The sequence below is a fragment of the Bacillus sp. ABA4_010 genome, from assembly GCF_056159105.1.
In genome coordinates, this window is sequence record NZ_JBSWUN010000003.1 from 1,994,091 (window position 1) to 2,020,847 (window position 26,757).

At 41.1% G+C, this 26,757-nt stretch carries 33 protein-coding genes and 1 pseudogene; 9 read left to right on the forward strand and 25 right to left on the reverse strand.

Translation table 11 applies throughout. From position 1 onward, the window contains the following. Window positions 1-146: 146 nt before the first annotated feature. Window positions 147-1,163: a restriction endonuclease gene (locus ACXAEO_RS11220; protein WP_474880904.1), complete on the forward strand. Its 1,017-nt coding sequence runs from the start codon at window positions 147-149 to the stop codon at window positions 1,161-1,163. Window positions 1,164-1,220: 57 nt separating this feature from the next. Here ACXAEO_RS11220 and ACXAEO_RS11225 read toward each other — a convergent pair whose 3' ends face one another. Then, window positions 1,221-1,394 (reverse strand): hypothetical protein, encoded by a 174-nt coding sequence (locus ACXAEO_RS11225; RefSeq protein ID WP_474880906.1) that lies wholly within the window; start codon window positions 1,392-1,394, stop codon window positions 1,221-1,223. Between the two features lie 247 nt (window positions 1,395-1,641). On the opposite strand from ACXAEO_RS11225, the gene ACXAEO_RS11230 reads away from it, so the two are divergent. Both ACXAEO_RS11230 and ACXAEO_RS11235 read left to right on the forward strand, forming a co-directional pair. Then, on the forward strand, window positions 1,642-1,950 hold the full coding sequence (locus ACXAEO_RS11230; RefSeq protein WP_474880909.1) for a hypothetical protein: 309 nt from the start codon (window positions 1,642-1,644) through the stop codon (window positions 1,948-1,950). A gap of 30 nt (window positions 1,951-1,980) precedes the next feature. Then, the gene (locus tag ACXAEO_RS11235) at window positions 1,981-2,370 is read left to right on the forward strand and encodes a VOC family protein (protein WP_474880911.1); all 390 of its coding nucleotides are present in this window, start codon (window positions 1,981-1,983) and stop codon (window positions 2,368-2,370) included. Between the two features lie 48 nt (window positions 2,371-2,418). On the opposite strand, the gene ACXAEO_RS11240 is transcribed toward ACXAEO_RS11235, so the two are convergent. From ACXAEO_RS11240 to ACXAEO_RS11315, 16 genes are all read right to left on the reverse strand, one after another. Then, window positions 2,419-3,246, reverse strand: coding sequence for an HAD family hydrolase (locus ACXAEO_RS11240; protein WP_474880913.1), 828 nt, complete (start codon window positions 3,244-3,246; stop codon window positions 2,419-2,421). A 151-nt stretch (window positions 3,247-3,397) separates the two neighbouring features. Further along, on the reverse strand, window positions 3,398-4,363 hold the full coding sequence (locus ACXAEO_RS11245; protein ID WP_474880915.1) for an aldo/keto reductase: 966 nt from the start codon (window positions 4,361-4,363) through the stop codon (window positions 3,398-3,400). Window positions 4,364-4,434: 71 nt separating this feature from the next. Then, complete coding sequence (locus tag ACXAEO_RS11250; RefSeq protein ID WP_474880917.1) at window positions 4,435-5,082, reverse strand: bifunctional 4-hydroxy-2-oxoglutarate aldolase/2-dehydro-3-deoxy-phosphogluconate aldolase; 648 nt, start codon at window positions 5,080-5,082, stop codon at window positions 4,435-4,437. A gap of 17 nt (window positions 5,083-5,099) precedes the next feature. Then, entirely contained in the window at window positions 5,100-6,050 is a 951-nt protein-coding gene (locus ACXAEO_RS11255; protein ID WP_474880918.1) for a sugar kinase, read from the reverse strand. Between the two features lie 33 nt (window positions 6,051-6,083). Beyond that, window positions 6,084-7,091 (reverse strand): LacI family DNA-binding transcriptional regulator, encoded by a 1,008-nt coding sequence (locus ACXAEO_RS11260; RefSeq protein ID WP_474880919.1) that lies wholly within the window; start codon window positions 7,089-7,091, stop codon window positions 6,084-6,086. A 200-nt stretch (window positions 7,092-7,291) separates the two neighbouring features. Further along, complete coding sequence (locus ACXAEO_RS11265; protein WP_474880922.1) at window positions 7,292-7,993, reverse strand: ABC transporter ATP-binding protein; 702 nt, start codon at window positions 7,991-7,993, stop codon at window positions 7,292-7,294. Beyond that, window positions 7,986-8,759, reverse strand: a complete 774-nt coding sequence (locus tag ACXAEO_RS11270) for an ABC transporter ATP-binding protein (RefSeq protein WP_474880924.1) — start codon at window positions 8,757-8,759, stop codon at window positions 7,986-7,988. Before ACXAEO_RS11270 ends, ACXAEO_RS11265 begins: the two co-directional genes overlap by 8 nt. Continuing rightward, on the reverse strand, window positions 8,743-9,741 hold the full coding sequence (locus tag ACXAEO_RS11275; RefSeq protein ID WP_474880926.1) for a branched-chain amino acid ABC transporter permease: 999 nt from the start codon (window positions 9,739-9,741) through the stop codon (window positions 8,743-8,745). Before ACXAEO_RS11275 ends, ACXAEO_RS11270 begins: the two co-directional genes overlap by 17 nt. Before the next feature lie 6 nt (window positions 9,742-9,747). Then, entirely contained in the window at window positions 9,748-10,632 is an 885-nt protein-coding gene (locus ACXAEO_RS11280; RefSeq protein WP_474880928.1) for a branched-chain amino acid ABC transporter permease, read from the reverse strand. A gap of 69 nt (window positions 10,633-10,701) precedes the next feature. Next, window positions 10,702-11,862 (reverse strand): ABC transporter substrate-binding protein, encoded by a 1,161-nt coding sequence (locus ACXAEO_RS11285; RefSeq protein WP_474880930.1) that lies wholly within the window; start codon window positions 11,860-11,862, stop codon window positions 10,702-10,704. Window positions 11,863-12,382: 520 nt separating this feature from the next. Then, window positions 12,383-12,820: a hypothetical protein gene (locus ACXAEO_RS11290; RefSeq protein WP_474880932.1), complete on the reverse strand. Its 438-nt coding sequence runs from the start codon at window positions 12,818-12,820 to the stop codon at window positions 12,383-12,385. 147 nt (window positions 12,821-12,967) lie between these two features. Beyond that, a complete protein-coding gene (locus tag ACXAEO_RS11295) occupies window positions 12,968-13,099 on the reverse strand; it encodes a hypothetical protein (protein WP_474880935.1) in 132 nt (43 codons plus the stop codon). Between the two features lie 158 nt (window positions 13,100-13,257). Then, a complete protein-coding gene (locus ACXAEO_RS11300; RefSeq protein WP_474880937.1) occupies window positions 13,258-13,665 on the reverse strand; it encodes a hypothetical protein in 408 nt (135 codons plus the stop codon). 53 nt (window positions 13,666-13,718) lie between these two features. Continuing rightward, window positions 13,719-14,705, reverse strand: a complete 987-nt coding sequence (locus ACXAEO_RS11305; RefSeq protein ID WP_474880940.1) for a class I SAM-dependent methyltransferase — start codon at window positions 14,703-14,705, stop codon at window positions 13,719-13,721. Next, the gene (locus ACXAEO_RS11310) at window positions 14,698-16,023 is read right to left on the reverse strand and encodes an FAD-dependent oxidoreductase (RefSeq protein ID WP_474880942.1); all 1,326 of its coding nucleotides are present in this window, start codon (window positions 16,021-16,023) and stop codon (window positions 14,698-14,700) included. Before ACXAEO_RS11310 ends, ACXAEO_RS11305 begins: the two co-directional genes overlap by 8 nt. A 146-nt stretch (window positions 16,024-16,169) precedes the next feature. Continuing rightward, entirely contained in the window at window positions 16,170-16,502 is a 333-nt protein-coding gene (locus ACXAEO_RS11315; protein ID WP_474880944.1) for a hypothetical protein, read from the reverse strand. A gap of 229 nt (window positions 16,503-16,731) precedes the next feature. Between ACXAEO_RS11315 and ACXAEO_RS11320 the strand changes: the two genes are divergently transcribed. Then, the gene (locus ACXAEO_RS11320; protein ID WP_474880946.1) at window positions 16,732-17,262 is read left to right on the forward strand and encodes a GNAT family N-acetyltransferase; all 531 of its coding nucleotides are present in this window, start codon (window positions 16,732-16,734) and stop codon (window positions 17,260-17,262) included. Between the two features lie 208 nt (window positions 17,263-17,470). On the opposite strand, the gene ACXAEO_RS11325 is transcribed toward ACXAEO_RS11320, so the two are convergent. After that, the gene (locus ACXAEO_RS11325) at window positions 17,471-17,638 is read right to left on the reverse strand and encodes a DUF3933 family protein (RefSeq protein ID WP_474880948.1); all 168 of its coding nucleotides are present in this window, start codon (window positions 17,636-17,638) and stop codon (window positions 17,471-17,473) included. Window positions 17,639-17,814: 176 nt separating this feature from the next. Between ACXAEO_RS11325 and ACXAEO_RS11330 the strand changes: the two genes are divergently transcribed. Continuing rightward, window positions 17,815-18,507 (forward strand): SDR family NAD(P)-dependent oxidoreductase, encoded by a 693-nt coding sequence (locus ACXAEO_RS11330; RefSeq protein WP_474880950.1) that lies wholly within the window; start codon window positions 17,815-17,817, stop codon window positions 18,505-18,507. 62 nt (window positions 18,508-18,569) lie between these two features. On the opposite strand, the gene ACXAEO_RS11335 is transcribed toward ACXAEO_RS11330, so the two are convergent. Together ACXAEO_RS11335 and ACXAEO_RS11340 are read right to left on the reverse strand one after the other, a co-directional pair. Further along, the gene (locus tag ACXAEO_RS11335; RefSeq protein WP_474880952.1) at window positions 18,570-19,421 is read right to left on the reverse strand and encodes a patatin-like phospholipase family protein; all 852 of its coding nucleotides are present in this window, start codon (window positions 19,419-19,421) and stop codon (window positions 18,570-18,572) included. A gap of 25 nt (window positions 19,422-19,446) precedes the next feature. After that, the gene (locus ACXAEO_RS11340) at window positions 19,447-20,280 is read right to left on the reverse strand and encodes an SDR family oxidoreductase (RefSeq protein ID WP_474880954.1); all 834 of its coding nucleotides are present in this window, start codon (window positions 20,278-20,280) and stop codon (window positions 19,447-19,449) included. 195 nt (window positions 20,281-20,475) lie between these two features. On the opposite strand from ACXAEO_RS11340, the gene ACXAEO_RS11345 reads away from it, so the two are divergent. Together ACXAEO_RS11345 and ACXAEO_RS11350 are read left to right on the forward strand one after the other, a co-directional pair. Next, window positions 20,476-21,450, forward strand: coding sequence for a nuclease-related domain-containing protein (locus ACXAEO_RS11345; RefSeq protein ID WP_474880956.1), 975 nt, complete (start codon window positions 20,476-20,478; stop codon window positions 21,448-21,450). An 89-nt stretch (window positions 21,451-21,539) separates the two neighbouring features. Continuing rightward, the gene (locus tag ACXAEO_RS11350) at window positions 21,540-21,851 is read left to right on the forward strand and encodes a DUF5634 family protein (protein WP_474880958.1); all 312 of its coding nucleotides are present in this window, start codon (window positions 21,540-21,542) and stop codon (window positions 21,849-21,851) included. A gap of 149 nt (window positions 21,852-22,000) precedes the next feature. Here ACXAEO_RS11350 and ACXAEO_RS11355 read toward each other — a convergent pair whose 3' ends face one another. The 4 genes and pseudogenes from ACXAEO_RS11355 to ACXAEO_RS11370 form a co-directional block, all read right to left on the reverse strand. Beyond that, a complete protein-coding gene (locus tag ACXAEO_RS11355) occupies window positions 22,001-22,144 on the reverse strand; it encodes a hypothetical protein (protein ID WP_474880960.1) in 144 nt (47 codons plus the stop codon). Between the two features lie 588 nt (window positions 22,145-22,732). Further along, the gene (locus ACXAEO_RS11360; protein WP_474880963.1) at window positions 22,733-23,032 is read right to left on the reverse strand and encodes a YxcD family protein; all 300 of its coding nucleotides are present in this window, start codon (window positions 23,030-23,032) and stop codon (window positions 22,733-22,735) included. Further along, window positions 23,020-23,469 carry a hypothetical protein gene (locus tag ACXAEO_RS11365; RefSeq protein ID WP_474880966.1) on the reverse strand — a complete coding sequence of 150 codons (450 nt, stop codon included), beginning with the start codon at window positions 23,467-23,469 and terminating at the stop codon, window positions 23,020-23,022. The genes ACXAEO_RS11360 and ACXAEO_RS11365 overlap by 13 nt, the downstream gene beginning before the upstream one ends. 193 nt (window positions 23,470-23,662) lie before the next feature. Next, window positions 23,663-24,402: pseudogene (locus ACXAEO_RS11370) on the reverse strand (divergent polysaccharide deacetylase family protein). A gap of 179 nt (window positions 24,403-24,581) precedes the next feature. Between ACXAEO_RS11370 and trpB the strand changes: the two are divergent. Together trpB and ACXAEO_RS11380 are read left to right on the forward strand one after the other, a co-directional pair. After that, on the forward strand, window positions 24,582-25,748 hold the full coding sequence (trpB, locus tag ACXAEO_RS11375; protein ID WP_474880968.1) for a tryptophan synthase subunit beta: 1,167 nt from the start codon (window positions 24,582-24,584) through the stop codon (window positions 25,746-25,748). 182 nt (window positions 25,749-25,930) lie between these two features. After that, the gene (locus ACXAEO_RS11380) at window positions 25,931-26,044 is read left to right on the forward strand and encodes a YjcZ family sporulation protein (protein WP_474880971.1); all 114 of its coding nucleotides are present in this window, start codon (window positions 25,931-25,933) and stop codon (window positions 26,042-26,044) included. A 498-nt stretch (window positions 26,045-26,542) separates the two neighbouring features. On the opposite strand, the gene ACXAEO_RS11385 is transcribed toward ACXAEO_RS11380, so the two are convergent. Further along, window positions 26,543-26,734: a cold-inducible protein YdjO-related protein gene (locus ACXAEO_RS11385; protein WP_474880974.1), complete on the reverse strand. Its 192-nt coding sequence runs from the start codon at window positions 26,732-26,734 to the stop codon at window positions 26,543-26,545. Window positions 26,735-26,757: the final 23 nt, after the last annotated feature.

Here is a 26,757-nt window from a genome sequence, read left to right on the forward strand (position 1 = left end):
GTATTGTCCACAATGCGGGGCTAAAATGATTGAAGACGGATGGGAAGAAATCACTTTCGATGAAGATCAGATAATTGTAGATGCGTTCCTTGCGTCGGTCTGTCAAAAGCGATGCGGTTACTACGAAAAAATAGACAGGAGTGAGCATGGTGAATAATTGTGTTGTATTTAGGCAAAATGATCAACATCGGGAATGGCTGTATGAAGAAATTTTACAAGGGCGGCTGAGACAAGGATGGGGATTTTCGGAAACCTTTACATTACTTCAAGAAAAGGAACATTTTATCCAAAACTATATAAATGTTGTGAATACGTCCGAAAAAAACGCTTTGAAGCAATGGAATATTTTAAGCAGAATGTTGAGTATTCGTAACGGTGATACAATTGTCATTCCGAAACAGCCTGATCACCATCACTTTCTCGTCGTAAAAGCGAAAAAGAAGGGAAATACAGATGGTTGCTATGAGTTTATGGAACCATTGAAGCATACAGACGATTATCGTCATGTCATTCATATTGATCGTGAACATATTCAAATTGTTCATTATGACTCTCTCCAAACACCTTTAGTAATGAAACGGCTTTTGAAGTCCATTGCATATTCAAGTCCGGTCAACTTCGTTAAAAAACGTGATTTCAAAGAAGCAGCAGAAGCCGTTTTTTCCTGTGAAGAAAGAAACAGTTTAATGGAAGCCCACCCTGTTCAAATAAAGCTTCAGCAGTTTGAACAGCAATTATACCGAGAATGGGTAAAAACTGTCCGAGACTTAACGCCGAGTGATTTTGAAAAGTTAGTAAAGAAATATATGGAGGATAATGGCTTTCATATTTTGAAAACGAACAGCTATGATCGAAAAGGCGGGGATATTGACCTGTTATGTTCAAAAGACATTACAGTGGACTCCCCTTTTGAACCAAAAGTGCTTTCCCTTACATATTGCATCCAAATTAAAAAACATGAACACCTTACAGGAACTACAGGCGTAGACCAATTAAATAAAATGGCGGAAAGTCTTAATCTCGAAGAAGCAGGTATTGTTCAAAAGATTCTTATTTCCTTGGCAGATGGTTTCACCGACGAGTGTAGCCATTTGGCAAAGGAAAGCCACGTACTGTTAATCAACGGACTTGACTTCGCTCAGCTTTATTTTAAAAGTTTATAAAAAAACGTCCGCGGCTAATGACTCCGCAGACGTTTTTTATATTCTTGAACAAATTTATTAACGGTTCTGCTTATCGTTCCCAGTCAGCTTATTAACCGCTTTTGATGTTTGGTCAACAGCACCCATGGCAATGTTTTCCGTTGCTTCTAACGCCTTATGGGTAGCGTGGAAAACGGCACCGGCACTGTCTTTAATATTGTTTGTAATACTGTCTTTTCCTTTGTTCGCCATATCATCACCCCCTGAATAGGAGTAGGATATGTATTTTACCTGAACTTATACACGTTCCTCGATGCTAGCCTTACCTTTTGATCCAATTTGATTGAACCGCTGCCCCCGCATCTTTCAGTAAATTCATTACCGGGCAACGTAGTAATCGCCCTTCCCTTCGCTTTTTGAGGAAAAATGAGCATACGAAGACGAGACATGTTATGATGCGTAGTGAAGAATGATTTTGTTAAAAGGAGAAAACGCTGCTATGAATCAAAAAGAAATGGAAGCACAAATTATTAGCCAATATCAACGGGATGAACATATGATGATTCTCGTTTTCGCTCAATGGTGTGTTAATCATGATTTGAACCCGGAAGAAGTATACAAACGCGCCTACCCGCAGCAAGAAAGCAATGAGGCGCTTCGCCAAGCGATTGAGCTAACGGTCCCGAAGGAAGAAGCCGGAGAAATTAGTGATGAAACATTACTTGGAGTGCTATCATTATTCGGAAATGAAGACCTTGCGTTTATCGTCAATGAAGAAATGATGGAACGAAAGAAAAGCAAAAAATAAACAGATTACATATGAAAGGAGACGGAGCCTTTGATTCGATATGAACAACTCCATCACGTTAGTTTGACCGTGACAGATTTGGAGAAGGCTAAACATTTTTATAAAAATATCTTATGCTTGAAAGAAATTTCGCGTCCTGACTTCGATTTTCCTGGAGCATGGTATGAGATTGGAAACCAACAACTCCATTTAATCCAGTATCCGAATGCCCAAACGATTCGTGCAGACAAGCATTTAAGCAGCCGCGAAGGTCATTTCGCCTTAAGGGTGCACGATTATGAGGAAACAGTAGCATGGCTGAAGAGCCACAACGTAGAAATACTTGAAAAGCCAAACAGTAAAAGCGGATTTGCCCAAATTTTTTGCGCAGATCCTGATGGCCATTTAATTGAGTTGAATGTAGACCAAAATAACCTTTAATCCACCAAAAAACCTATGCCGCACACAAAATAGGCGGCATAGGTTTTTTTAAGATCCAATCAACGTTTCATCTGTTTCAAGCAATTTTAAAAGATGACGCACCGCATAAGCAAAGCCGTCCTCGTCATTTGTTTGCGTGATGAGGTCTGCGGCTTCCTGAATAGCTTTCGGGGCATTCCCCATCGCGACCGAAGTGTTGGCCACTTCGAACTGAGCAAGGTCATTGCCGCCGTCGCCAAATGCGAAAATTTCGTCAAATGTAACATTCATCATTTGCTGGTAGCGTAATAATGCTTTTCCTTTATGGGCTTCCCCTGAAGTGATTTCCACATTGTTTGGGAAAGAAGACGCCATCGAAATGTCTCCTTCGTTCGCTAACACTTGTTTCACTTCTTCAATTCTTTCCAGTTCATCATAATGAACTAATGCGATTAATTTATAAATTTTCAAGTTAGGGGTTGTTAGAATATGGCTATAGTCGTATTCTTGGAAAAGCGTATCAAGTTCCTCTTTGCTTTTCTGATGCAGCGAAGGCAGTGTTGAAGGAAAACCACCTTCATTCGTATAAACAAGAATGCCGACGCCCATTTTCTTTAAAGCTGCGAAAATTCGTTTATATGAATCAATGGAAATCGTCGCTTCGTATAAAAGTTCACCCATTTCTCCATACAATACAGAGCCGTTGACGCAAAAAATCGGGCAATCGAGCTGTCGGACAGCTTCAATGCTTACAACATCGCCGTATGCTCTTCCTGTATTTAAAATGATTTGATGCCCCTTCGCTTTCAGTTCGTTCAGCACGTTCATGTTTTCCGCTGAAATTTGATGCTGCGAATTCAATAATGTACCATCTAAGTCAATGGATAGGCATTTCATCGTTTCTCCCCGCTTTCTTTTCCGTTCTTTCTCTCTGACAGACGTGAAGCCTGATCGTAAGATGTACTTCTGTGAGTATACTGCATTTATAGCAATCTGAAAAGCACGAAAAAAGAACGAGGTCCACATTCGGCCTCGTTCTTGTAAGGGATTAAACAGACTCAATCGTGAGGGACTCCACGATGTTCTGAATGCTTTTCATCATATTTTCATCCATTTCCCATGTAAGGGAAGAAAGATTGCTTTCAAGATGAGAAAGCTGTGTTGCCCCGGCAATGACCGGTCCTACTCCTTTTTGAGCAATAAGCCAATTTAACGCAATTTCCTGAATCGGCTTTCCGATCAATTGCTGGATTTCCTTTGCAGCGGCGATATGACGTGCCAGCGACTCTCCCTGCAATTTCGGATTATGAATGGTTACTCCTTTATCGAAGCTCGTTTGCCCTGCCAGCAAGCCTTGCATTAACGGGCTATACGGTAAAAAGAACTGGCCATTTTCGTTCAAGAACGACAGCAAAGAATCTTTGACAGCATATTCTAATGGAATACCATGATAAGAAGCGGCGTTTTGCTCCATGACATTATACAATCCTTGGTGGGAAGCGATATCTGTTATATCCATTGCCTGTTTCATTAAATCGATGGAAAAGTTGGACACGCCGATATAGCGAATTTTTCCTTGTTCTTTTAATTCGGCGAGCGCTTCCATTGATTCACGAATATCTGTATTCGGATCTGGCCAATGAATTTGATACAAGTCTACATAGTCCACTTGTAGTCTTGTTAAACTGTCGTCGATTTCTTTGAAAATATTCGCTTTCGTTAAGTCGTTTCGGACATGGTCATGCTCATCCCAAGGCAAGCCAACTTTGGTCGCTAAAAATACTTGATCTCGTTTCCCTTTGATCGCTTCTCCTACCACTTTCTCCGCATGACCGAGCCCGTATACCGGAGCTGTATCAATGAAATTGATGCCTGAATCAATAGCGGAGTGGATAATTTTAATCGCTTCTTCATGGTTAAAGCGCTCCCAATCTTTTACTCCAGAAAATTGCCATGTACCAAGTCCTAAAACAGATAGTTGTTCTTCAACCGCGCCAAAAGTTTTATAATTCATGTTCGTTCCCTCCAGAGTGAATGTATATAAAATGATAACTAAACCGATTTAGTAAACAGTAAAAAATTAGATTAGTGAGCGACAAGCTCTCTCCTTGCCTGCTTTACAGCTTCTGTTAATTGAAGCGCTTTTTCCGTAATTTCTTCAAAACTTAGTCTTAAATCAACTAACGAACCGCCGGCACCAACTACTGCTGCTCCATTTTGAATAAACGCACCGGCATTTTCAGCAGTGATGCCTCCTGTTGGCATAATTGGAATATGTGAAAGCGGCCCTTTTACATCCTTAATGTACCCTGGTCCAAATGTCCGAGCTGGAAATAGCTTCACCATATCTGCCCCTGCTTCATAAGCGGTCACCATTTCTGTCGGCGTCAACAATCCAGGTACTGACAGGCGTCCGTGACGGTTAGCCATTTCAATAATTTCTTTTTTAACAATCGGTGAAACGATAAAAGAAGCTCCTGTATCAATAGCACGTTTCGCCGTTTCCGCATCAAGTACCGTCCCTGCTCCAATCACCACTTTGTCACCCATTGTGCGTTTCAGCAACGTCATCGCGGCAAACGAATCCGGATGTTCCACCGTTAGCTCAAGGCAGTCAATGCCCCCTTTAACCAATGCCTGTGCTAAATTAATAATTGACTGTTCATTTGCTTCCCGAATAACAGCGACTACACCTGAATCAAGTATACGTTTTCGAATCTCCCATTTATCCATCTTCCTATCTCCCTTCATTATCGTTCAACAACCTCTCGTTCGCCCATAAATGCCAGCACATCTTCATAAAACGGCAATCCTTCGTTGTCACCACGCACACCGACAACCATCGCTCCAACCGTGTTGGCAAAACGCACGGTTTTCTCAAGCGGCCATTCATGCAGTACTCCGTAAACAAATCCAGCATCAAAGCCGTCACCTGCCCCAATCGTGTCCACAACGTGCGGAACCTTCACAGCTGGGATTTCGACTACCTGATCTCTCGTTGCAGCAATGGCCCCTTGTGCTCCACATTTAATCGCAACCGTTTTCATTCCATATTCAAAAAAAGACTGGATAATGTCATCATGGTTGCTCGTGCCAAGTAACAACTCCGCTTCTTCCACACCTGTTAAGATCACATCAACATATGGTAAAAAAGAAGTCAGGACACTTTTCGCTTCTTCTGTCGTCCAAAGCTTTAAGCGAATGTTCGGATCGAATGAAACAAGAAGACCATGTTTTTTTGCGAGTGTGAGCGCTCGTTTTATAATGGCTACATTGTTCCCGCCGATTGCTGGGAATACGCCTGTTACATGAAGCAGTTTTGCTTGTTTGAAATACTCTTCATTCAAATCCTCCGGCGTCATCGTCATTGTCGGTGATTTTTCTCGGTAATAAAACGTTCGCCCCGCTCCGTTTTCACTCATTTCTTTAAAATTGAGGGACGTTGGATAGCCTTCCATCAACTTTACTTCTGAAGTATCGATTCCTTCACCGCGCATTTGCTGTTTGATGAACCGGCCGAATTCGTCCTGGCCAAGTCGGCTAATCCAGCCTGTCTTTAAGCCAAGACGAGCGCAGCCAATCGCAAAATTCAATTCGGCACCGCCTATTTTTCGCTCAAAGGAATGAACAAATCTCATAGGTCCTGTTGAAGCAGGATCAAAGGTAATCATTCCATCCCCAATTGTAATGACGTCATTCATCTTTTTCTCCCCTCTCACTTTGTTTCGATTACGTCACAGTCCCCCAGATGATTCCCGAATAATCAACTCGCACGGAAAAATATGTTCTGTCGGTAACGGGTCCGTGTGACTTTGCTCCATCTTTTGAAACAAAATTTCCGCCGCTTTTTCGCCCATTTGAAATGCCGGTTGAGAAACGGTCGTAATAGACGGCTGAAAGATAGAGGCAAACGCAAGGTTGTCAAACACGACAAACGCCGTATCCGTTGCGAGCGATAAATGTCGCTCCTTTAAAAACTCGAGCATCTCCATCGCCACCAAATCGTTGGCTGCAAATAAAGCCGTCGGCGGGGAGGTAAGTGCAAACATTTGCTCAAGTTCCCTTTTTACGTCGTGAATGTCCACGCTTTTCACATATGCTTCACAAAGCGGGATGTTGTGTTTCTTTAATGCTTCATAATAACCTTCGAGTCGTTCAGCTCGAGGACTGATGGTCAGCGGCGGAGTGATAGCGGCAATGCGTTCATGCCCTAGTTCAATTAAATGTTTGATTGCCTCATACGACGCTTCCCGGTTATTCGGAACGACCGTATCAATGGTGACATCCGCTATTTTCCGATCCATGAATACGACCGGATACTTCTCTCTTTCCATTTGCTGATATAAGTCTAAATTTCCACCCGTCGGAAAGAGGATAAGTCCATCAACTTGCTTGGCGCGGAGCACATTAATGTACTCCCGTTCTTTCTCAGCGTCATCATCGGCATTACATAAAATGACATGGATGCTGCGCTCATGGAAAAAATCTTCAATCGCCCGACTCACTTCAGTCGACACACGATGCATAATATTGGCGACAATCACACCAATGGTGGAAGTTCGCTTTTGCTTTAAGCTTCTAGCCACATAATTCGGTTGGTAGCCCAATTCTTTAATAGCTGCTTCAATCCGGGTTTTCGTTTCCGGACTCATGTACTCATACCGTTTATTCAAAAACTGAGAAACGGTACTTTTCGATACTTCCGCTTTTTTGGCGACATCCGCCATCGTTACTTTTGACATCTTTTACCCCTTACATAAATCGATTTAGTAAACCGGTTTAGTTGATATGTGTTTATTATAAGTGAAATGTAACCGTTTTACTAGTCTCTTTTTTCTTTTTTTAGTATTTACTCATTAACCACTATCTCATCTTTTTCAATAACAAATAAGAAAAACCGTTCAGAAAAAATGAAGCATTTCTCCTGAACGGTTTGTTCTTGTTAATGGCCTAAATAAGCTTCTTGAATACTAGAATCATGCAGTAATTCCTGTGCCGGCCCACTTTTGACGACTTTTCCAGTTTCGAGCACATATGCATAATCAGCGATTTTCAATGCTTGCCGGGCATTTTGTTCGACAAGCAACACCGTTGTTCCATCTTCTTTAATTTCCTTGACGATTCGGAAAATATCTTGCACGATGAGCGGGGCTAATCCCATAGACGGTTCATCAAGCAGGAGTAGCTTCGGTCTTGACATAAGTGCCCGGGCGATAGCGAGCATTTGCTGCTGGCCACCCGAAAGTGTGCCGCCAAGTTGCGCTTTTCGCTCTCTTAAAATCGGAAAACGGTCCATTACTTTTTCTAAATCTTGTTTAACGTCCGCATCCTTTCGGAGAAAAGCCCCCATTTCCAAATTTTCCAGTACGGTCATACCAGCTAAAATCGCCCGTCCTTCCGGTACAAGCGCCATTCCTTTTTCCACAAGTTGATCGGGACGAGCGGTTGTGACATCTTGATGCAAAAATGTCACCTTGCCTTCTCTCGGCTTCAATAAGCCGGCGATTGTTTTCATCGTTGTCGTCTTTCCAGCTCCATTTGCTCCAAGAATGGTGACAATCTTTCCTTCCTCAACTTCAATGTTGACACCCTTTAACGCCTGGATGTTTCCATAGTATGTATGGATGTTTTCTGTCTTAAGCAAGTTCTTCTTCCTCCTCCCTGCCTAAGTAGGCTTCGACGACTTCCGGATTTCTTTTAATTTCATCTGGTGTTCCTTCTGTTAGCTTCTTGCCGAAGTTTAGTACCGCCATACGGTCACACACTTTCATGACGAGCGGCATGTCGTGTTCAATTAATAAAACGGTGATGCCAAGCGCTTTTATGTTCAAAATGAGTTCATACAAATCATTCGTTTCTTTCTCATTCATGCCCGCAGCGGGTTCATCGAGCAGTAAAAGCTGCGGTTCACTCGCAAGCGCACGAGCAATTTCAAGCCGGCGCTGCTGACCGTACGCCAAATTATCGGCAAATGTTTCGGCATATTCTTCAAGTCCGACGAGCTGTAGAAGTTCAAGGGCCTTAGAACGGATTGCTTGTTCTTCCCGTCTTTGTCCTTTCGTTTGGAGGACGCTCGCCCATACCCCCGCTTTCGTCCGGCAATGCTGACCGACCGTCACATTTTCCAATACTGTCATGTCTGGGAAAAGTCGAATGTTTTGGAACGTTCGGCATACGCCCATTTTCGTAATGTCGTGCGCCTTTTTACCTGTTAACGTTTGACCGGCAAAAATGATTTCTCCTGAAGTGGGGGGGAACATCGATGTCATGACGTTAAACATCGTTGTTTTTCCTGCGCCGTTCGGGCCAATCAGCCCGAACACTTCGCCTTTTTCTACTTGAAATGAAACGTCTGTCAAAGCTTGGATCCCCCCGAATTGCTTCGTAATGCTTTTAACTTCCAATACCATGATCCTGATTCCCCTTTTTATCGCGCTCTTGCTTATTTGTTTTCTTTCCTTTTCGCCCTCGTCCCATTCGATGAAGCATTTGATGGTCAATTAACCCTTGAGGTCTGAAAGCCATCATTAATACGAGAATGACACCGTAAATCATATAGCGATATTCACTAATTTCACGCAAAAATTCGGGCATCGCCGTTAAGAAAACAGCTCCGAATACCGGACCCCAAATCACTTCGCTTCCTCCGAATACAGCAAAAATTAAAATTTCTACAGCTCGATGATACGCAAAATCGGAAGGACTGATATAAGACGTAATGTGGGCATATAAAGCTCCAGCAAAACCGGCAATCAAAGCTCCTTGGGAAAAAGCTAAAATTTTGTAATACGTAATGTTGACCCCCATCGCTTCCGCTGCGTTTTCATCCATCTTAATCGCTGCAAACGCACGACCGACACGGGAATGATGCTGTCTGACAAAAAATAAAATGAGCAAAATCGTAACGACAAGCAACAGTAAAAATACGACCAAGCTGACAAATTGGTTATTTTGAAGGCCAATCATGCTTGCATTAAAGCCCGATTCTCGCAATGTTTTAAAAATTTCTCGTCCGATATGAGGAATGGATGAAATCCCAATGGCTCCTTGCGTGAGACTTTCCCAGTTGACGAACAACACGCGGATAACTTCTCCAAATCCAAGTGTCGCAATCGCTAAGTAAACACCTTGCAGTCGCAATGTCGGAATTCCAATCAACATGCCGATGAAGCAAGTGAGGAGAGAGCCGCCTAAAATCCCAATCACAATTGGCAGTTCAAAATTAATCGTTAAAATAGCTGATGTATAAGCACCAATGCTCATGAAACCGGCATGTCCCAATGAAAGCTGACCTGTTGATAAGGTCACGTAAATACTGACACCGAGAATGATGTTAATTAAAATAAACGACATAACTTGTAAATAATATGGATTGATGATTTCAGCTAACATCGTCATTCACCGCCTTGCCTCTGGTGCTGCTTGCCCAAAGATTCCTTGTGGCCGCACTAATAAAATGACAATAATGGCAATAAACGCAATGGCATCCCGATAACCCGAATCGCCGAATGCTACAACCATCGTCTCCGATAAACCAAGAATTAAGCCACCGATCATCGCTCCGCGAACATTACCCATGCCGCCTAAAATAATAATCGCCAGCCCTTTTAACCCCATGGATAATCCCATTTGCGGCGTCACCGAGTTAAAAGCCATCCCAACTAAAATTCCAGCAATCCCGCCCATTGCAGAAGCCATAATGACGGTCATTGTAATCATCTTTTTCGTATTGACCCCAAGGATGCTGGCCGCTTCTAAGTTTTCAGCGCATGCCCGCAATGCTTTTCCAGCTTTCGTTTTCGATAGCCAAAAAGATAGGCCAACCATTAGCAATACCGCAATGACAAAAATGACGAGCTGAACGACATAAACGGTCACAGAACCAAGCTGAAAGCTCATTTCAGAAAACGTCGTGCGAAACGGATGGTTACCAGCTCCGAAAAAGTGATGTGCCAAGTTCTCGAGAAAGATAGACACGCCGATTGTACTAATGAGAGGTGCTAGATGGGAGACTCCTTTTTTTCCTCGCAGCGGTCGCAAGGCTGTCCATTCAAGCAACAAACCGAGAACACCTGTTACAGCAATAGCGACGACAAATGCTAGGAAAAGCGGGAGTTCTAACGTATGGGTAATGACAACTCCCATAAAGGCGCCAAACATAAAAATTTCCCCATGTGCCATATTGATAATCCCTAATACTCCAAACACGAGCGTATACCCAAGAGCGACGATAGCATAGATACTTCCTAACGTTAAACCGTTAATTAACTGTTCCAACAACAAGGTTCATTCACCTCTTTTTCATGATGAAAGCTTTAGAGAGAAACAAGGCTCTCTCTAAAGCTCTCACACTTATTCAAACAACTGGAATTGCCCGTCTTTAATCGTTAATACAGTTGGATCCATGACGATATCACCGTCTTGGTCAAAAGACATTTCTCCTAAAATACCTTGGAAGCCACTCGTTACAGCTAACGCATCTCGAATCGCATCCCGGTCATCACTGCCCGCTTGTTCGATAGCATTGGCTAAAATGTACATCGCATCATACGCTTGAGCTGCGAATTGATCGGGCTCTTTCCCGTATTCCGCTTTATACTTTTCGACAAAGCCCTTTATTTTTTCATCTTCACTTCCGCCAAACCACGGCGTTGCGACAATTAGACCGTTAGCAGCTTCTCCTGCAATACCGATAACTTCAGGAGAGTTGAAGCCATTTCCGCCTACAAATGGGACATCAATGCCCATTTTACGCGCTTGATTCATAATGACAGCGCCTTCATTATATAGCGCCGAGCAAAGAATAAGGTCGGGATTTGTTGCTTTAATTTTTGTTAACTGAGCATTATAGTCCGCTTGCCCTTTTTGGAACGTTTCAATCGTTAAAATTTCAAGCCCCATCTCTTCTGCGACTTGCTTCATCGTATCAAAGCCTGATTTAGTGAACACATCGTCATTTCCGTATAAAATGGCCACCTTTTTCACATCGTATGTGTCAACCGCTTTTCCAACGGAAGCCGGAATGGCTAATGTTTCTGGAATAGAGTTTCGGAATACATATTCGCCAATTTGCGGAATGCCTTCGGCTGTCGTAGACGTTCCGATAATTGGGACGCCATTTAAGTCAGCTTCTGGGGCGACCACTTTCATTTCCGTGCTTAACGTCGGGCCTAAAATAACGGAAACGTTTTCAGAATTCATCAACTTTTGTGCAGCGGATAAGGCTTGCTCTTGTTTTCCAGCTGAATCTTCCGTAAATAACTCAATATTCACGTTTCCTTCTGCATTAATTTCTTTATTAGCAAGCTTAAACCCATTTGTAATTGCTTCCCCATATCCGGCACCGGCACCTGTGAGCCATGAAATGACGCCAACTTTTACAGATACAGCACCAGTACTTTCTCCCTTGTCTCCCGCTGGCTGTTCGCTCGCCTTTTCTCCTCCACACGCTGACACGAATAACAATGTGAACACCGCAAGGACGGACAACATGCTTTTCACATATTTGCCCATTTTTTCTCCCCCTTTATCTTCATATGTATTATTTAAGACACTATTTTCCTAGAAAAATAATGTAAAATAATTTAAATTATTATTATTTTATAAATTTTCAGTTAATTTTAAAATAAATGGTATTATTTTGCAACAGTAATGCGGTGTTTTGTGTGATTTTTTTACAAATATTACATTTCTCGAAAATGTACGACTAAGCTGAATGCGAAGAATACTGTCTGTTTGGATGGATGGGAGATTTCTTGTTGAGGATAATAATGGGTTACGTTATAATGAATGAAACATATAATCTCTGCCGTTAGTCGTGTAAAAGGATTCCTATATTAAAGGAGCGATACATTCATGAATATTACCATCTATTACGGAAACCATGAAGATAAAATCATTCATACAATGGATTGTTACATAGATCTTGACGAAAAAGAAACTGTTGTCGCAAAAGACGGACAATAAAAGGATTCAAGGAGGACGCACGCACCCGGCGGCGTCCTTTTTTGTTCGCCACCCTCTCCTTCCTAGTTTAGCCAAGCGGCTGATCAGCGGGCTTGCCAATCCCTCTTTCTCTTAATATGTCTTGAATGATTTCAATATGAACAGATGCCCATGCTTTTTCTCGAAAATGGACAATCACGCTCATTGTCAAAATCGTCATGTATACAAATACAAAAGCAATCCAAAGAAGACTTCCTTCTTGAAATAAAAATTCCTGCAACTGTTTAGAAAAAATAAACAAAAGCCATGGTCCCGCTGAGATGAAAATGGGAATGATGCCAGACCCATTCTTTTCCTTCACCATACGATATTGAATTTTATTTAATGTTGAGCTATCCATCTCTGTATAAAACGTTTGAATTTCTTCAATTTCTACAAGCTCTTTACACGTATTAATCGCCTGTTCCTTTTTAGATTGCCTTAATCTAAGGTAAAATTTATGGGCATCGCCTCGTAATGAAAACATTGCTTCACCTCCATTTTCCTAGTGTGTGATGTGAAAGCTCGTTTCACTCATATTTCCTGCAACATAAAAAACAGATTGTTCACAAAAAAAGACATGAAGCGACCGCGCGTCCCTGCATGCCTTTTTCCTGCTGCCCCTCGCTCATTATTATTGGGGTGACGAGGTTTTCTCTTGCTCTTTTCCAGTACTGAATAATTGGGAAAACCCCCTAAAACCAAAAAGACCGACAAATAATACACCAAGAACCATTCCGCCATATAGGGCGATTCCTTCTCTCATAACTTCATCACCTCGACCATATTTTTCCCATTCAGGCTATAATCATGAGGAAAATATGTTAAAAAACAGGAAAAATTAACAATAGTTCTACTGGCACCCTATTAATAGGTGGAAAAAATGGAAGAAAAACAGTAGGGTGGCATCCGAGACATATCTTTTCAATGCAAATATGTTTTCGTATACCGGTTTCGGTACACAAATTTTCGAAAGTCAGCTTCTTGTATCTTTCCATCATAATAACGAAACAGTAATGATTGATATTGTGGGTATGAGGTCATCACGTATAAGGCAAAATCTTTTCGTTCTGCTTGCAGCTTCTCGATAAATGTAGGTTTTTTTACGATGCTGTCGATTTGCTGTTGCACATATCCTTTCGTATCTTCCCACTTTGCTTTCCGCTTTTCTAAAATATCTTGCGCAAATGGCGGCAATTTCTCAATAACTGCATCAATATAGCCTTCTGACCACATGGCCATCTTTTCCTTTTCTGTTAGTTCGATAATCATGTTCATCAATTGAAGCTCGTCTATTTCATTTCCGCACGCATAGCGCCCTGCCTTGTTCATCGTGTGACCTCCTTTCTCTTATGGTCTCCTAACTGATCCAGCATTATAAAGAATCACTTCCGCAATAAAATTCGGTACCATCCGCCTTCTTTCACGACTGGTTTAAACTCATGAACTTCCAACTTCAACTTTGAAGCAATGTCATACAAATCTTGCTCCGTCGGTACTGGATACAGATTATCAAAGGCACTAAAAAAACTATTGAATACACTGGAAAATTGTTTTCCATGCTTAGAGTTTCGAATAGGCGTCATAACTGAAATCCATCCACCCGCTCCAAGCCAGCTGCTCAAGTGTTCAAATAGGGATTGGCGTTCTTCGGGAGAAATGTAGTGAAGCAAGTTATTCACTAAAATCAAGTCAGCTTGTCCATCCGGTTGCCACGTTTGAGCATCTTGACATTGAATCGTAATGTTTTCTTGCTGTTGACAACGTTTTGCGGCCTCTTTTGCTACGGCCTCATTTAGTTCAATGCCTGTCATCGAAATGGATGGGTACTCTTGTGACAAACGCTGTAAATATCCGGCATGACCGCAACCAACATCAATAATGGATTGTACATCATATTTTTTAATCGTGCGTGAGAGTGCCGGAAAAGCAAGCTGCTCCAGCAAGGAAGACGTTTGAGCAACGAGCGTTCCATGGGTTTGATGGTTGAAGATTTTTTTCTCTTTTGATTTCATCATGTTTGGATAGCTTAACAAAGTAGGGATGTGAAGTTCCATCATCTCTTTTAAAATGACTCCGGTAGAACGAGGATTTCTTTTACTTGAAGGCAACATAAAACTTCTCACGGTTTGAAAATGCCCTTTGGACGTTTCCTTCATGTAGCGAATGGCTATCCCTACTTCTATCCAGCGCTTTAACATATCTTCCTTCAATGCTTGTGCTTTCGCCACCTCTTCAATCGTTGCGGGTTTTTTAAACGCTTCATATAAATCCAGTTCATAGCCGACATATGCATGCCAGCTGTATAAAAACGGCATGTTCCGCTTCATCCAGCCTCTCGCTTTAAAAACGCGAATATATTCTTTAATCATGACCTCTCTCCTCCCTTGCTTTCCATGGATAATCGTCTTCAGTTGTAAATGTATGTTTTTTTGCTTTCTGCTCTATTTCAAAAGATGCTCTTGCAGGCAAGAGACCAATTTGGACAAGTCGGTCCCACGGGGATTCTTTCCAAATGCCAAGCCCGGAAATGTTCAGCATCTGCTTCGTATGCAGTTTTGAATCATTCGTCATTTGTTTCATAATTTTATGGCGCCATTTTGTCAGCGACCGCCACGGCTTTGAATACGCCAATGCTGATAAATGACTGATTTTCAGCATTTCCTCAACTCTTGGCTTTCTTACTTTTTCATACCATTTCAAATGATTTGGTGACGGATCGTCCTGCTCATACATCCAGCAAAGTAATTCACCGAGAACATCCCCATCCTGGATGGCAAGATTCATTCCTTCTCCAGCCATTGGGTGAACGCTATGGGCTGCATCGCCGAGCAACGCCATATTATCTTGAACATATCGGTCGGCATGAAAATGAACGGGAATCATGAGTTGAATGTCTTTCCAATCTGTAATGTGGGTCACATACTCTTGAAGCTCAGGTGATAATTCCGTATATTTTTCATGAAAAGCCGACACACCTTGTTCTTTTAAGTGCCGATATTCTCCAGCTGGGATTAAATATACGGTTCGTACCCGGTTATTCGGCAGTGGAAAAAGGCCTAAAAATGTATCGGGAGTTGACACCATCTTTCCTTGCTGTAAAGAGGCCGGGCGTGGAAAGGTCACGGTAAGAAAATGATGGTCATAAGCGTACTCCTTCAAGTTCACATTCATTGCTTTTCTCACCTTTGATGCTCGTCCTTCCGCACCTATGTAAAAGCGGGCTTCAATCTCTCTTTCCTCTCCGTTTGCAAGAACAATCGCTTTGCCGTCTTTGAATTCTTTAAATTTCGCAGGCTGAAAATATTGAAACGAGGCATAGTGCTTAGCTTCATCCAGCAACACCCTTTTTAACTGTTCGTGCGGAATCATGAGCGCATAATTAAATGGGCTATTGATAACGTTATAATTCATAGACGCTTTTCCCCACGTCTCATGTCCGTTCTTTGCTGGTCTCTTTTCAATAAGCTCAATCATATCAATGCGATGACTAATGGATTCAATTTGTTCCAGCACATTCATATGCTGAAAAATCTCCAAGCTTTTAGGCTGAAGCAACTCTCCTTTATATAAATGGGCACTACCCTTTAGTTGTTCAATCACGCAAACATCGATTCCGCACTTGGCTAACTTCAGCGCAACTGTAAGTCCCCCAATGCCTCCGCCGACAATTAAAATTTCTGTTTTCATACTCATCACCGCCTTTGCCATTTAGTTCCCCCGTCTTTCAGCCTTCAAACGTTCTTGTATTTGAAATAAAAAATGCTCCTAGCTCTCCCAAACAAATGGGAGGCACAGAAGCATTTTTTAATCCTGTTAACATTCAAGCCTTCTGATTAATCAAGTTTTGAATCTGTGGATTCATCTTGAGCCGACGCCTGATTCGGTGTTAGTTCTTCAGAGAATTCCGCATAAGCAGCACGTTTATTCGGCATCTGGACAACACGGTTCAGTGACTGTTCACCTGCATCACCAAATAGGTTTTGTCCAATTTTTGGAACACCATTGTTACGGCTTTTTCCAAAGCCGTAAGCGGCCGCACTCGCACCGAGTCCTAATAAGGAAGTCCAAAGCATACTGCGGTTCGTCCGCTTTTTTCCAAACAGTTTGAACAACTGTCTACTTTTTCGCGAATTGAAAAACTTTGTCATCCATCGAAAATTGTTCAACCTTTAGCCCTCCTTTTTTAAATAAACTGGCAAGTTGATTTTCATGTCTCTTGCCAACTTTCTTATTTTTACTTTTGTTCGCTTTAATATGCCTGCAAACAATTGACTATCCTTAAAAAATGTAAGAAAATCATGTTTTACACGAAGATGAACTAAAAAAGATGGAAGAAAATAAGGTAAACTAAACAAGTTATTAAAATCAATGTGAAAACGAAGAGAGGGACTATAAATGGAGATTGTAATTAGAGAAGAAACGAGCGACAACTATAATGCGGTTGAAGAGATGATTCAAAAAGCTTTTTCAAACGAAGAATATAGCGACAAGAACGAACATATCCTTGTTAGCCAAATCCGAAAGTCCGAGGCATTCATTCCTCAGCTTTCATTGGTTGCCTTCAATCAAAACAAGCTAGTGGGACATATTCTATTATCCAAAATTAAAATTATCGATGGAGATCATGCCGTCGATTCTTTAGCACTCGCGCCCGTTTCAGTCGCACCAGACCAACAGAAAAAAGGAATCGGAAGTCAATTAATTCATGCAGCGCTCGAAAAGGCAAAAGAACTTGGCTTTCACTCCGTCATTGTTTTGGGGCATCCAAACTACTACCCGAAGTTCGGTTTTAAACGAGCAAGCTCATGGAATATACAAGCACCATTTGAAGTGCCGGATGAAGTGTTCATGGCACTGGAATTAACGGAGAATGCCCTTGAAAATGTGCAAGGTGTCGTTCAATATTCAAAAGCTTTTTCAGCATAAATGATGATAAGTGATCACTCAAAAAAGTCTATTCCCGCAAACTGCTGTATCGCATTTTTGGAATAGACTTTTCCAATATGTTTAATCTTTTTTTAGCATTAAAACATCTTTTCTAAAATTTCAATCCCATACTACTTCTTTTTGTTCAATCTCTATTACAAGTTGTTCTTTTCCTTTCGCTTCTTCTTTAAAGATAGAGAATCATGGTTTATTGTACAGTTTCACTTTCCGCTTCATCCTTCGGCATAACGACCACTCTTTTCCCTGTGCGAATTCCCCATTCTTCCGCTTTTTGGATGGCTTCTTCCATTGTTTCTCCGTATGCAACAATTAAGTTTCGATGCTCTTCAATTTGACAAACCGCATAGCGCTTCATATGTGTTCTCTCCCTTCCATAATGCTTCTCCTATTGAACTATAGAAAAGAAAAGGAAGCAAGATAAGAGAGGAAGAACTTCTTTTCATTTAATAAAAACTAAAAATTCAAAATATATTGACAACAACTGGTTTTTGTCATGTAATGAATAATGACAATTTATAAAGGAGGAACATGATGGACACTTTTAAAGGCAAGGTCGTAATGGTGACAGGCGGTGGGAGCGGGCTTGGAAAGGAAACGGCTCTTGCTTTTGCGAAAGAAGGGGCGGATGTCATCATATGCGGCCGCCGATTTGCGAAATTGGAGGCCGTAGAACGTTTAGCATCCACAACTTCTGAAGGTAGTATTTTGCCGATTCGTGCAGATGTATCCGTGGAATCCGATGTGAAAATGCTGATTCAAGCGGCTTATGCTAAATTTGGACGAATTGATTTGCTTATTAATAATGCGGCGGTATTCGAACAATATGATGTTGTTCATACGTCATTGGACTCTTGGCAATATCAGTTCAACAATAATGTGACAAGCGCCTTTTTAATGATGAGAGAATGCTTGCCCATTATGAGAAAGCAACGATCTGGAACCATTATTAACATCACATCTGGATTGACGAAAGAAGGTGCGGCAGGCTTCGGTGCCTACTGTGCCAGCAAAGCTGCCTTAGAAGCTTTGACCTATTCGGTGGAGGATGAAGAATATAAACACGGAATTGCGGTGCATGTGTTGAATCCAGGGTTTATGAAAACAGAGCTGCAAGCATCGGGAGAAGACCCCGCTGTTGTCGCCCCTTATCTCGTTCATCTAGCCAAACGTCCAAATTCTCCTCAACGAAAAGTACTTCAAGTGCGCGATATTGCCGGACCGTAATCCAATTGGTCTATTTGGAAAGAGGTAGCTTTCCAAATAGACCATCCTTCGGTTCATTCGGTTCATTGCTTGCTCCATTCACACAATGCATCAAATTGTCGTTTTGCATCATGATAACCAAGCTCGTATAAATTCGTTAATCGTGTCTGGTTGCGTTCAATCCCGCTCATTGGAATATCTATGCTTGGCTGGATAATGAATGCATTCCCTTTCGCTTCTTCTGCTAATAAATGTGACAATGTATCGTTATAAATTATGTGATGCTTTGCCATTGTCGCCCCAAGTTCTGGATGACGACGGACAAGCCATTTAGTGATGGGGGCCAGCTTGTGCTGTCGTTTTTCATACCCTTTTCGTTTCGTCATAATGACGACATTTTTTTGAAACATGTCCTCTTGTGCTTTTTTAAGTGGAATCGGATCGGAAATTCCTCCATCAAGCAACTTTTTCCCGTCGTACTCAACGGCTGGGGCAATGAATGGAACCGAGCTGGAGGCGCGGATAATCGTTAAAATATCTTGCCCATGATCCTGTTTATTGTAATAAACAGGTTTTCCTGTCATACAGTCTGTCGTTCCAATTACAAATTGTTCGGATCCTTTTTGCAGGGTCTCAAAATCAAATGGCACAATCCGGTTAGGAATTTCATCAAATAAAAAATCCATCCCGAATAATTCACGCTTACGAAAGAAATTCTGGAACGATAAATAGCGCGGGTCACTTGTTAATCCGATGTTTACCCGCTTATTTCTCCCTTTTTGCCGTGATAAATAGGAGGCGGCCATACAAGCCCCTGCTGATACGCCAATCACATATGGAAAAAACAACTCCTTTTCCATAAAAAACTCCAGTACACCGGCTGTATACAAGCCTTTCATACCTCCGCCTTCCAAAACTAATCCAACATTATTCAATGCAAATCCCTCTTCCAACTGTTTTCTATCTCTTTAGTTGTTTTAATACGAGCTGTTCCCACCATTTCCAAGTGAGCAAATGTTTCACCACCAAAGACAGACGCACTCCTTTTCCAATCGGATGGCGAAAAGACGGCTGTTTCTGTTCGGCGATATCCGCTAGCTTTTTGGCTACGTCACGCGGGTCTCCGTATGCCGATTGCCCCTTTTCTAAATAGGATTCAATGCTTGTCATATATGTATAATAAGGAGAATCTATATGCAAAGATGCTTCGGCTACATGTTTTCCTGTCGACCAAATATTCGTTTGATACGAGCCAGGTTCAACGACTACTACATGTATGCCAAAGGGTCGTACTTCAAGACGCAAGCTCTCACTCCATCCCTCCAGCGCATGTTTCGAGGCAGCATAGGGAGATAATCCAGGAAAACCGATGCGGCCGCTAATGCTGCTCATATTAATAATTGTTCCGCTTTTTTGTTGTCGCATGATCGGCAAGATGGCTTGAGTCACTGCAATGGCTCCAAACACATTTGTTTCAAATTGCCGCCTGAATTCATCAAGCGGGATTTCTTCTGCAAACCCGCCAGATGCATAACCGGCATTATTAATTAACACATCTACTCTATGTATATGATGCTTCAATGATTGAATCGAAGTATCCGATGTAACGTCAAGCTCCAATAGCTCTATGTAATGAGCGACTCCAAGTGCTTCCGCTTCCGTTTGCAGTTGAACTCCTTTTTCCACATTTCGCATCGTTGCCAACACATGAAAGCCCCGTTTGGCGAGTTCCAAAGATGCCAGCATCCCAAAGCCGCTTGACGCTCCCGTGATGATGGCTGTTTTTGTGTGCATACACTCTCCTCCAGTCTTTTAGCACCTACCCGCATTGAATTTTATCTCAATTCTCGCTTTTGCGAAACCCGTTGCACTTTCTTTTTTGTACTATTTGAAAAAGGAACAAATCCTTAATTCTCGTTTTTCTCCTTTCAGTCGCCTTTCATCACATTGTATAATGAAAGAAAGACGACTAAAAGGAGATGATGGCCATTGACCTATCTCATCACTATCGCCTTGCTAGTATTGGTGCTGGCTGGAACGGGTTATATGATTTACCGCCAAGCTAAAACGATTCAATTGCAAAAACAAGTGCTAACTCAGCGCCATGAGCAAGAAATTGCAGTCGCTGTTCAACAATTCGAGGAAAAGCAAGCCGCTCTTGAACATCATCACCAGCATGAACAATGGCGCCTTCAAGAACAATATAATCAAGAAAAAATGCTCTTGAACAACTCGATCCACCAGTTGAATGAATACATATATGAGCTTCAATCTTATTCACGAAATGTAGGGGAAGTCAAAACCCATCAGCTTTTATATGATTTAAAAAAACAGTGGGTCGAACAAGGTGTTATGAAGGAATCTTCCATGATTATTGTTCCGAACATTTTCATTCCTTTTTCTTCAGACTATGGGATGCGAACGCGAAAAATAGATCATGTTCTTCTCATGCCTACAGGGATTTATGTTATTCAAACAAAATATTGGAAAGGGAAAATTGTTCATGGATTAACGAAAGAAAATGCTGGAGAATTTTCCTTTCTGTTAGATTTGATTAATGCAAAATCGTATTCTGATGCGAGTGAGCAAACGTTCTCTTTCGTTTCCCATCATTCAACAGAAGATGGAGATGGTTTTACTCCTTCGATTCAAGTGAAGGCACATGGAGAGCTTACGAAACAAATTCATCGGACAACTAACATTTTAGCGGACTTTTTAGCGATAAAAACAGATGTTATTACGCCGGTTCTTTATTTCGGTTATGAGCATAATGACTATCAAAATCATGGAGTAATAGATTTATCACAAAACGAGCAAATTACGCGAATTATAAATCGAAAAGAACTAGCGGCCTTTTTGGAAGAAGAACGGAAAAAGCCCCTCCTTTTCAGTGACCGCGATTTGCAAGAGATTCAGTTTTTGCTTGAGCATATTGATTATGGAAACACTATGATTAAGTCATAATCAGTTAAAACTAAAAATTTTTCCACGTTTCGGTTTGTTTGACTAAAATATGGAAAATACTACATACAAACGGAAAGGATGTGGAAAAATTGTTTTTGAGCTGGGACACCGTATATAACGATAAAAAGAGATTCATTAAGTTGTTTGAGCGGGAATATGGGATTGAACGAATTGAAATGTATGAGGAAGAAGATCAACAAAATGTTCATTACATCGGTTACCGCTTTAAAAAGGACGGAAAACAAATCGTTGTAAAAGTTCCGCTTGTGAAAGATGCAGCAGATCGCTTTGCTGCTCAGCAAAACCGCTGGGAAATGCTCATTGATGAAAAGAAAACGGGAACATATAAAAACATTCGGGAAGCACTGCATATGTTTCAACATGACGAACATGTCGGTTAAACCGCCTTTTGCCGCAATCGACATTGGAACGCGATTTTCATAATGACTATCAAAATACTCCGTATTCCTGCGTGTTCATAATGATTCAGTTTATGAGGTGGCCTGAAAAGAGATCGTATTTCTCTTTTCGGGCCACCTCATTGACTTTTTTAATATTCAATTTCATCATAATCCTTTGGCTGTGGGACAGGTTGTCCATTTTGTGCGTTTGTCTCCGTTTGATTAACGAACGCCATCTCCTCATTCAGCACAGAATCTTTTTTAGGTTGCTGCTTGTTCGTTTCTTTTTTCATTTCTCCACCCCCCCTTTGTCTCCTATAATATGTACGTTCTTTCTACTGACCATACTGATCCCACAAAAAAAGGAAAGTTCCCGATAAGGTGCTTTCCTTCAAACAATAAAGGTTGATTTTCAATCATCTCTATCCCACTCAAACCATGGCTTTTTATGATGGCAGTCACGCGGTGGCGGTTGAAAGCGACAAGGGTCACATTTCTCCACACAGCAGCAACAGCACGGATCGCAATCTACGATAATGATGATAGGTTCACATGTACAATGATGTTTATGGTGTTTTTTATGCTTATGCTTCTTCCGACGTTTACAACGTTTACAGTCATCACGATCCCCAATGACGATGGAAGTGCCCTTTTTATGTTTATGACAGGCGCATCGATAAGACATTCGTTTCACCTCACATGTAAGTTGTCTTATAATATCCTATGCTTTCTAGTGAAAATGGTCCGAGAAAATTAAAAAGTAGAAGATAAAATGAAGAAAACGCGGAAAGTATTCTTATAATAAAAAAAAAGAGCCTGGTTGTCCCAAGCTCTTTCTCTCATCCTATTTTATGTGCTCTATGACAATCCTCATCTTATGCTTAGCGATTTGTACGTGCGTAAGCAATAATGCCTTCCTCGTCATCTAATGCAAGTTCTAAGCCTGTCCCAAATGGATCAAGACCTAATTGAACGTCAAGCCATAAGCGAAGCGCCTCGATCATATTAGCCGTAATCAATACTTGTTTGCGGCCATGAACATGGGCTTCAGCTGAAAAACCGTAATCGTCGTCATACATTAATTCGATTTCCACTTCTTGCGGTGCAACTTGCTTTTTATCCGCAACGTAGAGGCAAAGCGCATTAATGATATCTTGCTCGGATATTTTTAGCCTCTCCATGGATTAACTTCCTCTTCTTGACGTTTCTTTTTGAAGTGAACAAAAATTTTACGAATAACTACAATTAAAATAGCAACCGCTGCAATGTTAATTAATAAACCGATAATACCGCCAAGCATTCCTAAATTCCCTAGTAAGCTTCCAAGCATCAATCCAGCAAGACCTCCGAAAAGAATCCCTTTCATAATGCCGCCCGTTTTTGATTTAGTAGCAGTCGAATCCGTTGTCGTTTTCTTACTTAAGCTATTTGTTTGTGTGTTTGTTTGCTGATTGGTTGTAGAGTTTGTAGAGTTATTGTTGCTATTTACATTAAAAGATTTTTTGCCAGATTTATATGATTTAGCGCTGACCACAGCCGCTTCTTCGTGGAATACAACTCCTCCCACAGGTGTGAACGCAATCGCTGCGGCTAAAACCGCTGTCATAAATTTTTTCATTCTAAAAAAACTCCTCCTTAAAATCTGCATGGTTTCGTATAGAAGAAGATTCATCATCTCTTCTTCTACTATTACGTCTGTCCTACTCAAAAAGTTTCACTTTTTTCTTTTTGTATTACGTTTATTATAAAAAAATATTGCTCTTTGTACAATATTTCTGTTTCTTTGTTGTACCAAACAAAAAGCATGCTTATTATGGCATGCTTTTGCGAAGGATATCATATTCCGGAAGAAGTTCAGAAAGTGGAACGATGTCGGCTTCATGTTCATAAACAGGAATGTATTGCTTTAAAACATTCACAACCTTTAAACCTGTCACACCGACATGACCGATAGCAATCATTTGTTCATCGTTTTTAAGTTTTTTAGCGAGTATATTCGCCTGTTTCACAATATGCTGGGTAGTATAAACATCATCGAAAAACAGTTCGTTTTCGAGATAAGGAACCCCTATCTCCTCTGAAAGTTTCGGAATGACACTTTTTCCTGTTGTTTTACTATCTAAGTAATAAAGACCGCGTTCCCGACAAATTTCAAGAACGATGCGCATAACACGCTCATCCGCTGTCGCCTTCGATCCCATATGATGATTCATTCCAACCGCATGAGGAACCGCTTCAATCGCAGCGATGACACGCTTTCGAATTTCTTTATCGCTTAAATCCGTTGTAATCGCGCCAGGACCAAGCCAGCTTTTTTTCCTTTTAAAGGTTCCATCGGCAAATGAACAATGACTTCATGGCCGTATTTATGGGCTTGTTCTGCATCTTTTTTCGTTGACGGCAAAAACGGCATAATAGCCACCGTCAAGGTTGTCGGCAGTTTCAGCATTTCCTCTGTTCCAGCCATATCATTTCCGAAATCATCAATCACAATGGACAATTCTTTTTGGGCTTCTTCAGCGCCTAACACTGTTCGTTCTAAAGTCGACATACAAAAAAGAAATACAAATGAAATACAAATAACTAATGGTTTCAAATCCATCTCTCCTTTTTTCTTTTATCATGCCCACTTCTTCCCCATTTTCCTAATTATCCCCTTTCCAAAAGAAGGAATATTGGTGAGGTTTCTCGTACTAGTAAAGATGAAATTTTTTAAAGGAGCTGAGGAAAGTGAACATAAATAAAGTAGAAAACGGCTTTTACGGTGAATTCGGCGGCAGCTATGTGAATGAAGACCTTCAAAATGTATTACATAAATTAGAGGAACAATTTGAACACTATAAAAATGATCCAGAATTTATAGAAGAATTTCGATTTTATTTACAAGAATACGTTGGTCGCGAAAATCCCCTCACATATGCTCGAAATATTACAAATAAAGTGGAGGGAGCCAAGATTTACTTAAAACGAGAAGACTTAAATCATACAGGTGCCCATAAAATTAATAATGCTATCGGACAAATTTTGCTAGCAAAGCGCATGGGGGCACATCGGATTATTGCAGAAACCGGTGCCGGTCAGCACGGTGTAGCTACTGCTACTGCTTGTGCTATTTTCGGAATGGATTGCACAATTTATATGGGGAAAGTGGATACAGAGCGTCAGGCACTCAATGTTTTTCGAATGGAATTATTGGGAGCGAAAGTCGTGCCGGTAGCTACGGGACAAGGTCGACTAAAAGATGCCGTAGACGCAGCTTTAAATGATTTAGTCGAAAATTATGAGAATACGTTTTATTTACTAGGATCCGCGGTCGGACCGCATCCATTTCCTACTATGGTAAAACACTTTCAAGCAATTATTAGTGAAGAATCAAAACGGCAGATTCTTGAAAAAGAAGGAAAACTTCCTGCCGCTGTTGTGGCATGTGTAGGAGGAGGAAGCAATGCTATTGGAGCATTCACCCATTATGTAGGAGAAGCATCGGTACGCCTTATTGGAGTAGAACCAGCTGAAGCCCCAACTTTAACAGAAGGTACTCCATCTGTCATTCACGGTTTTAAATGCTATACATTATTGGATGAAAACAACCAGCCTAAACCGACCTACTCCATTGCTGCAGGATTAGATTATCCTGGTGTAGGTCCAGAGCATAGTTATTTCAAGCAAAACGGCAGAGGTGAATATGTCACGGTAACAGGAGAAGAAGCATTAGAAGCATTCCAACTTCTATCAAAATTAGAAGGAATCATTCCAGCTCTTGAAAGCTCCCACGCTGTTGCTTATGCGATGAAACTAGCCGCTAGTATGACACCAGAAGAAAGCATTATCGTCAATTTGTCTGGACGAGGAGATAAAGACGTGGAACAAGTTTTCCATATGTTAAAAACGACATAACAAAACGACACAAAAAATAAAATCCTCCTTTAACATAAAGCCACTCAATAAGGACGTTTCATTACAACTTGAACCTATTTTTCCATGAGACTGGCTCATAAAAAGTTTTTATACGTATGATAAAGAGAATCCTGAGTGTTGAGTGATTCAATTAGAACGTACACGTTAAAGGAGGAAAAAAAATGGGCGCTCCTGGTGCTGGCTTTGGCTACGGCGGAGGTTTTGCTTTATTGGTTGTATTATTTATTTTGTTAATCATCATCGGTGCTAGCTGCTTCGGCGGTTACGGCTACTAATCATGAAAAAACCTTGTCTAGGCAAGGTTTTTTTGTTTTCTTCTCCCCCTTTTAACATTCCGTTGCTATATAATAAATGAGAAATGGATAACTTTCTTTATCTTGTTTTGTTTACCATAATTTTATTATGTAATTATTTAATCATCTTTACGTCCCCCTCATCCTCATGTAAAATGATGTTTCTTGCCTGCTTATTTATTAGTTGGTTATCATTTAGAACATAGTTTATTTAGATTACATAGTGCAAAGCGTATGGATTTAGTTTGACAAGGTCGGTTTAGATGTCTAAAATTAAAACATTCGTTCTATTTTCGCAGTATTTCGCGCTTGAATGATTAGTCGAATTTATATGGAAATTGGCATACTCAACAAAAAAAGCAGCCCAATTTAATTGCTAATTGGACTGCTTTTTTTGTGCTAATTAAGTTTTTGTACTCGAAGACAGACCCCATTTGATTGGGGGGGATGGTGTTTTTTGTAAATCCATTAAAAGGTTGCTTAATCGACTTTGATTTTAGGAAGACCACGTACTTCAGATTTCATGCTGCCTCCGCAAAGAGGGCAAGAACAGTCGGTGGTGGAAAATTCCTCCCTCATCCAACCGTTACACGAATCGGATTCGCATGCGTATACATTCGTGTCCTCAATGGTATTAACAACCTCTTCTTTCCCTTTCTTTGCAAAGTACATGGGCAAAACTCCTTTTTTATCAT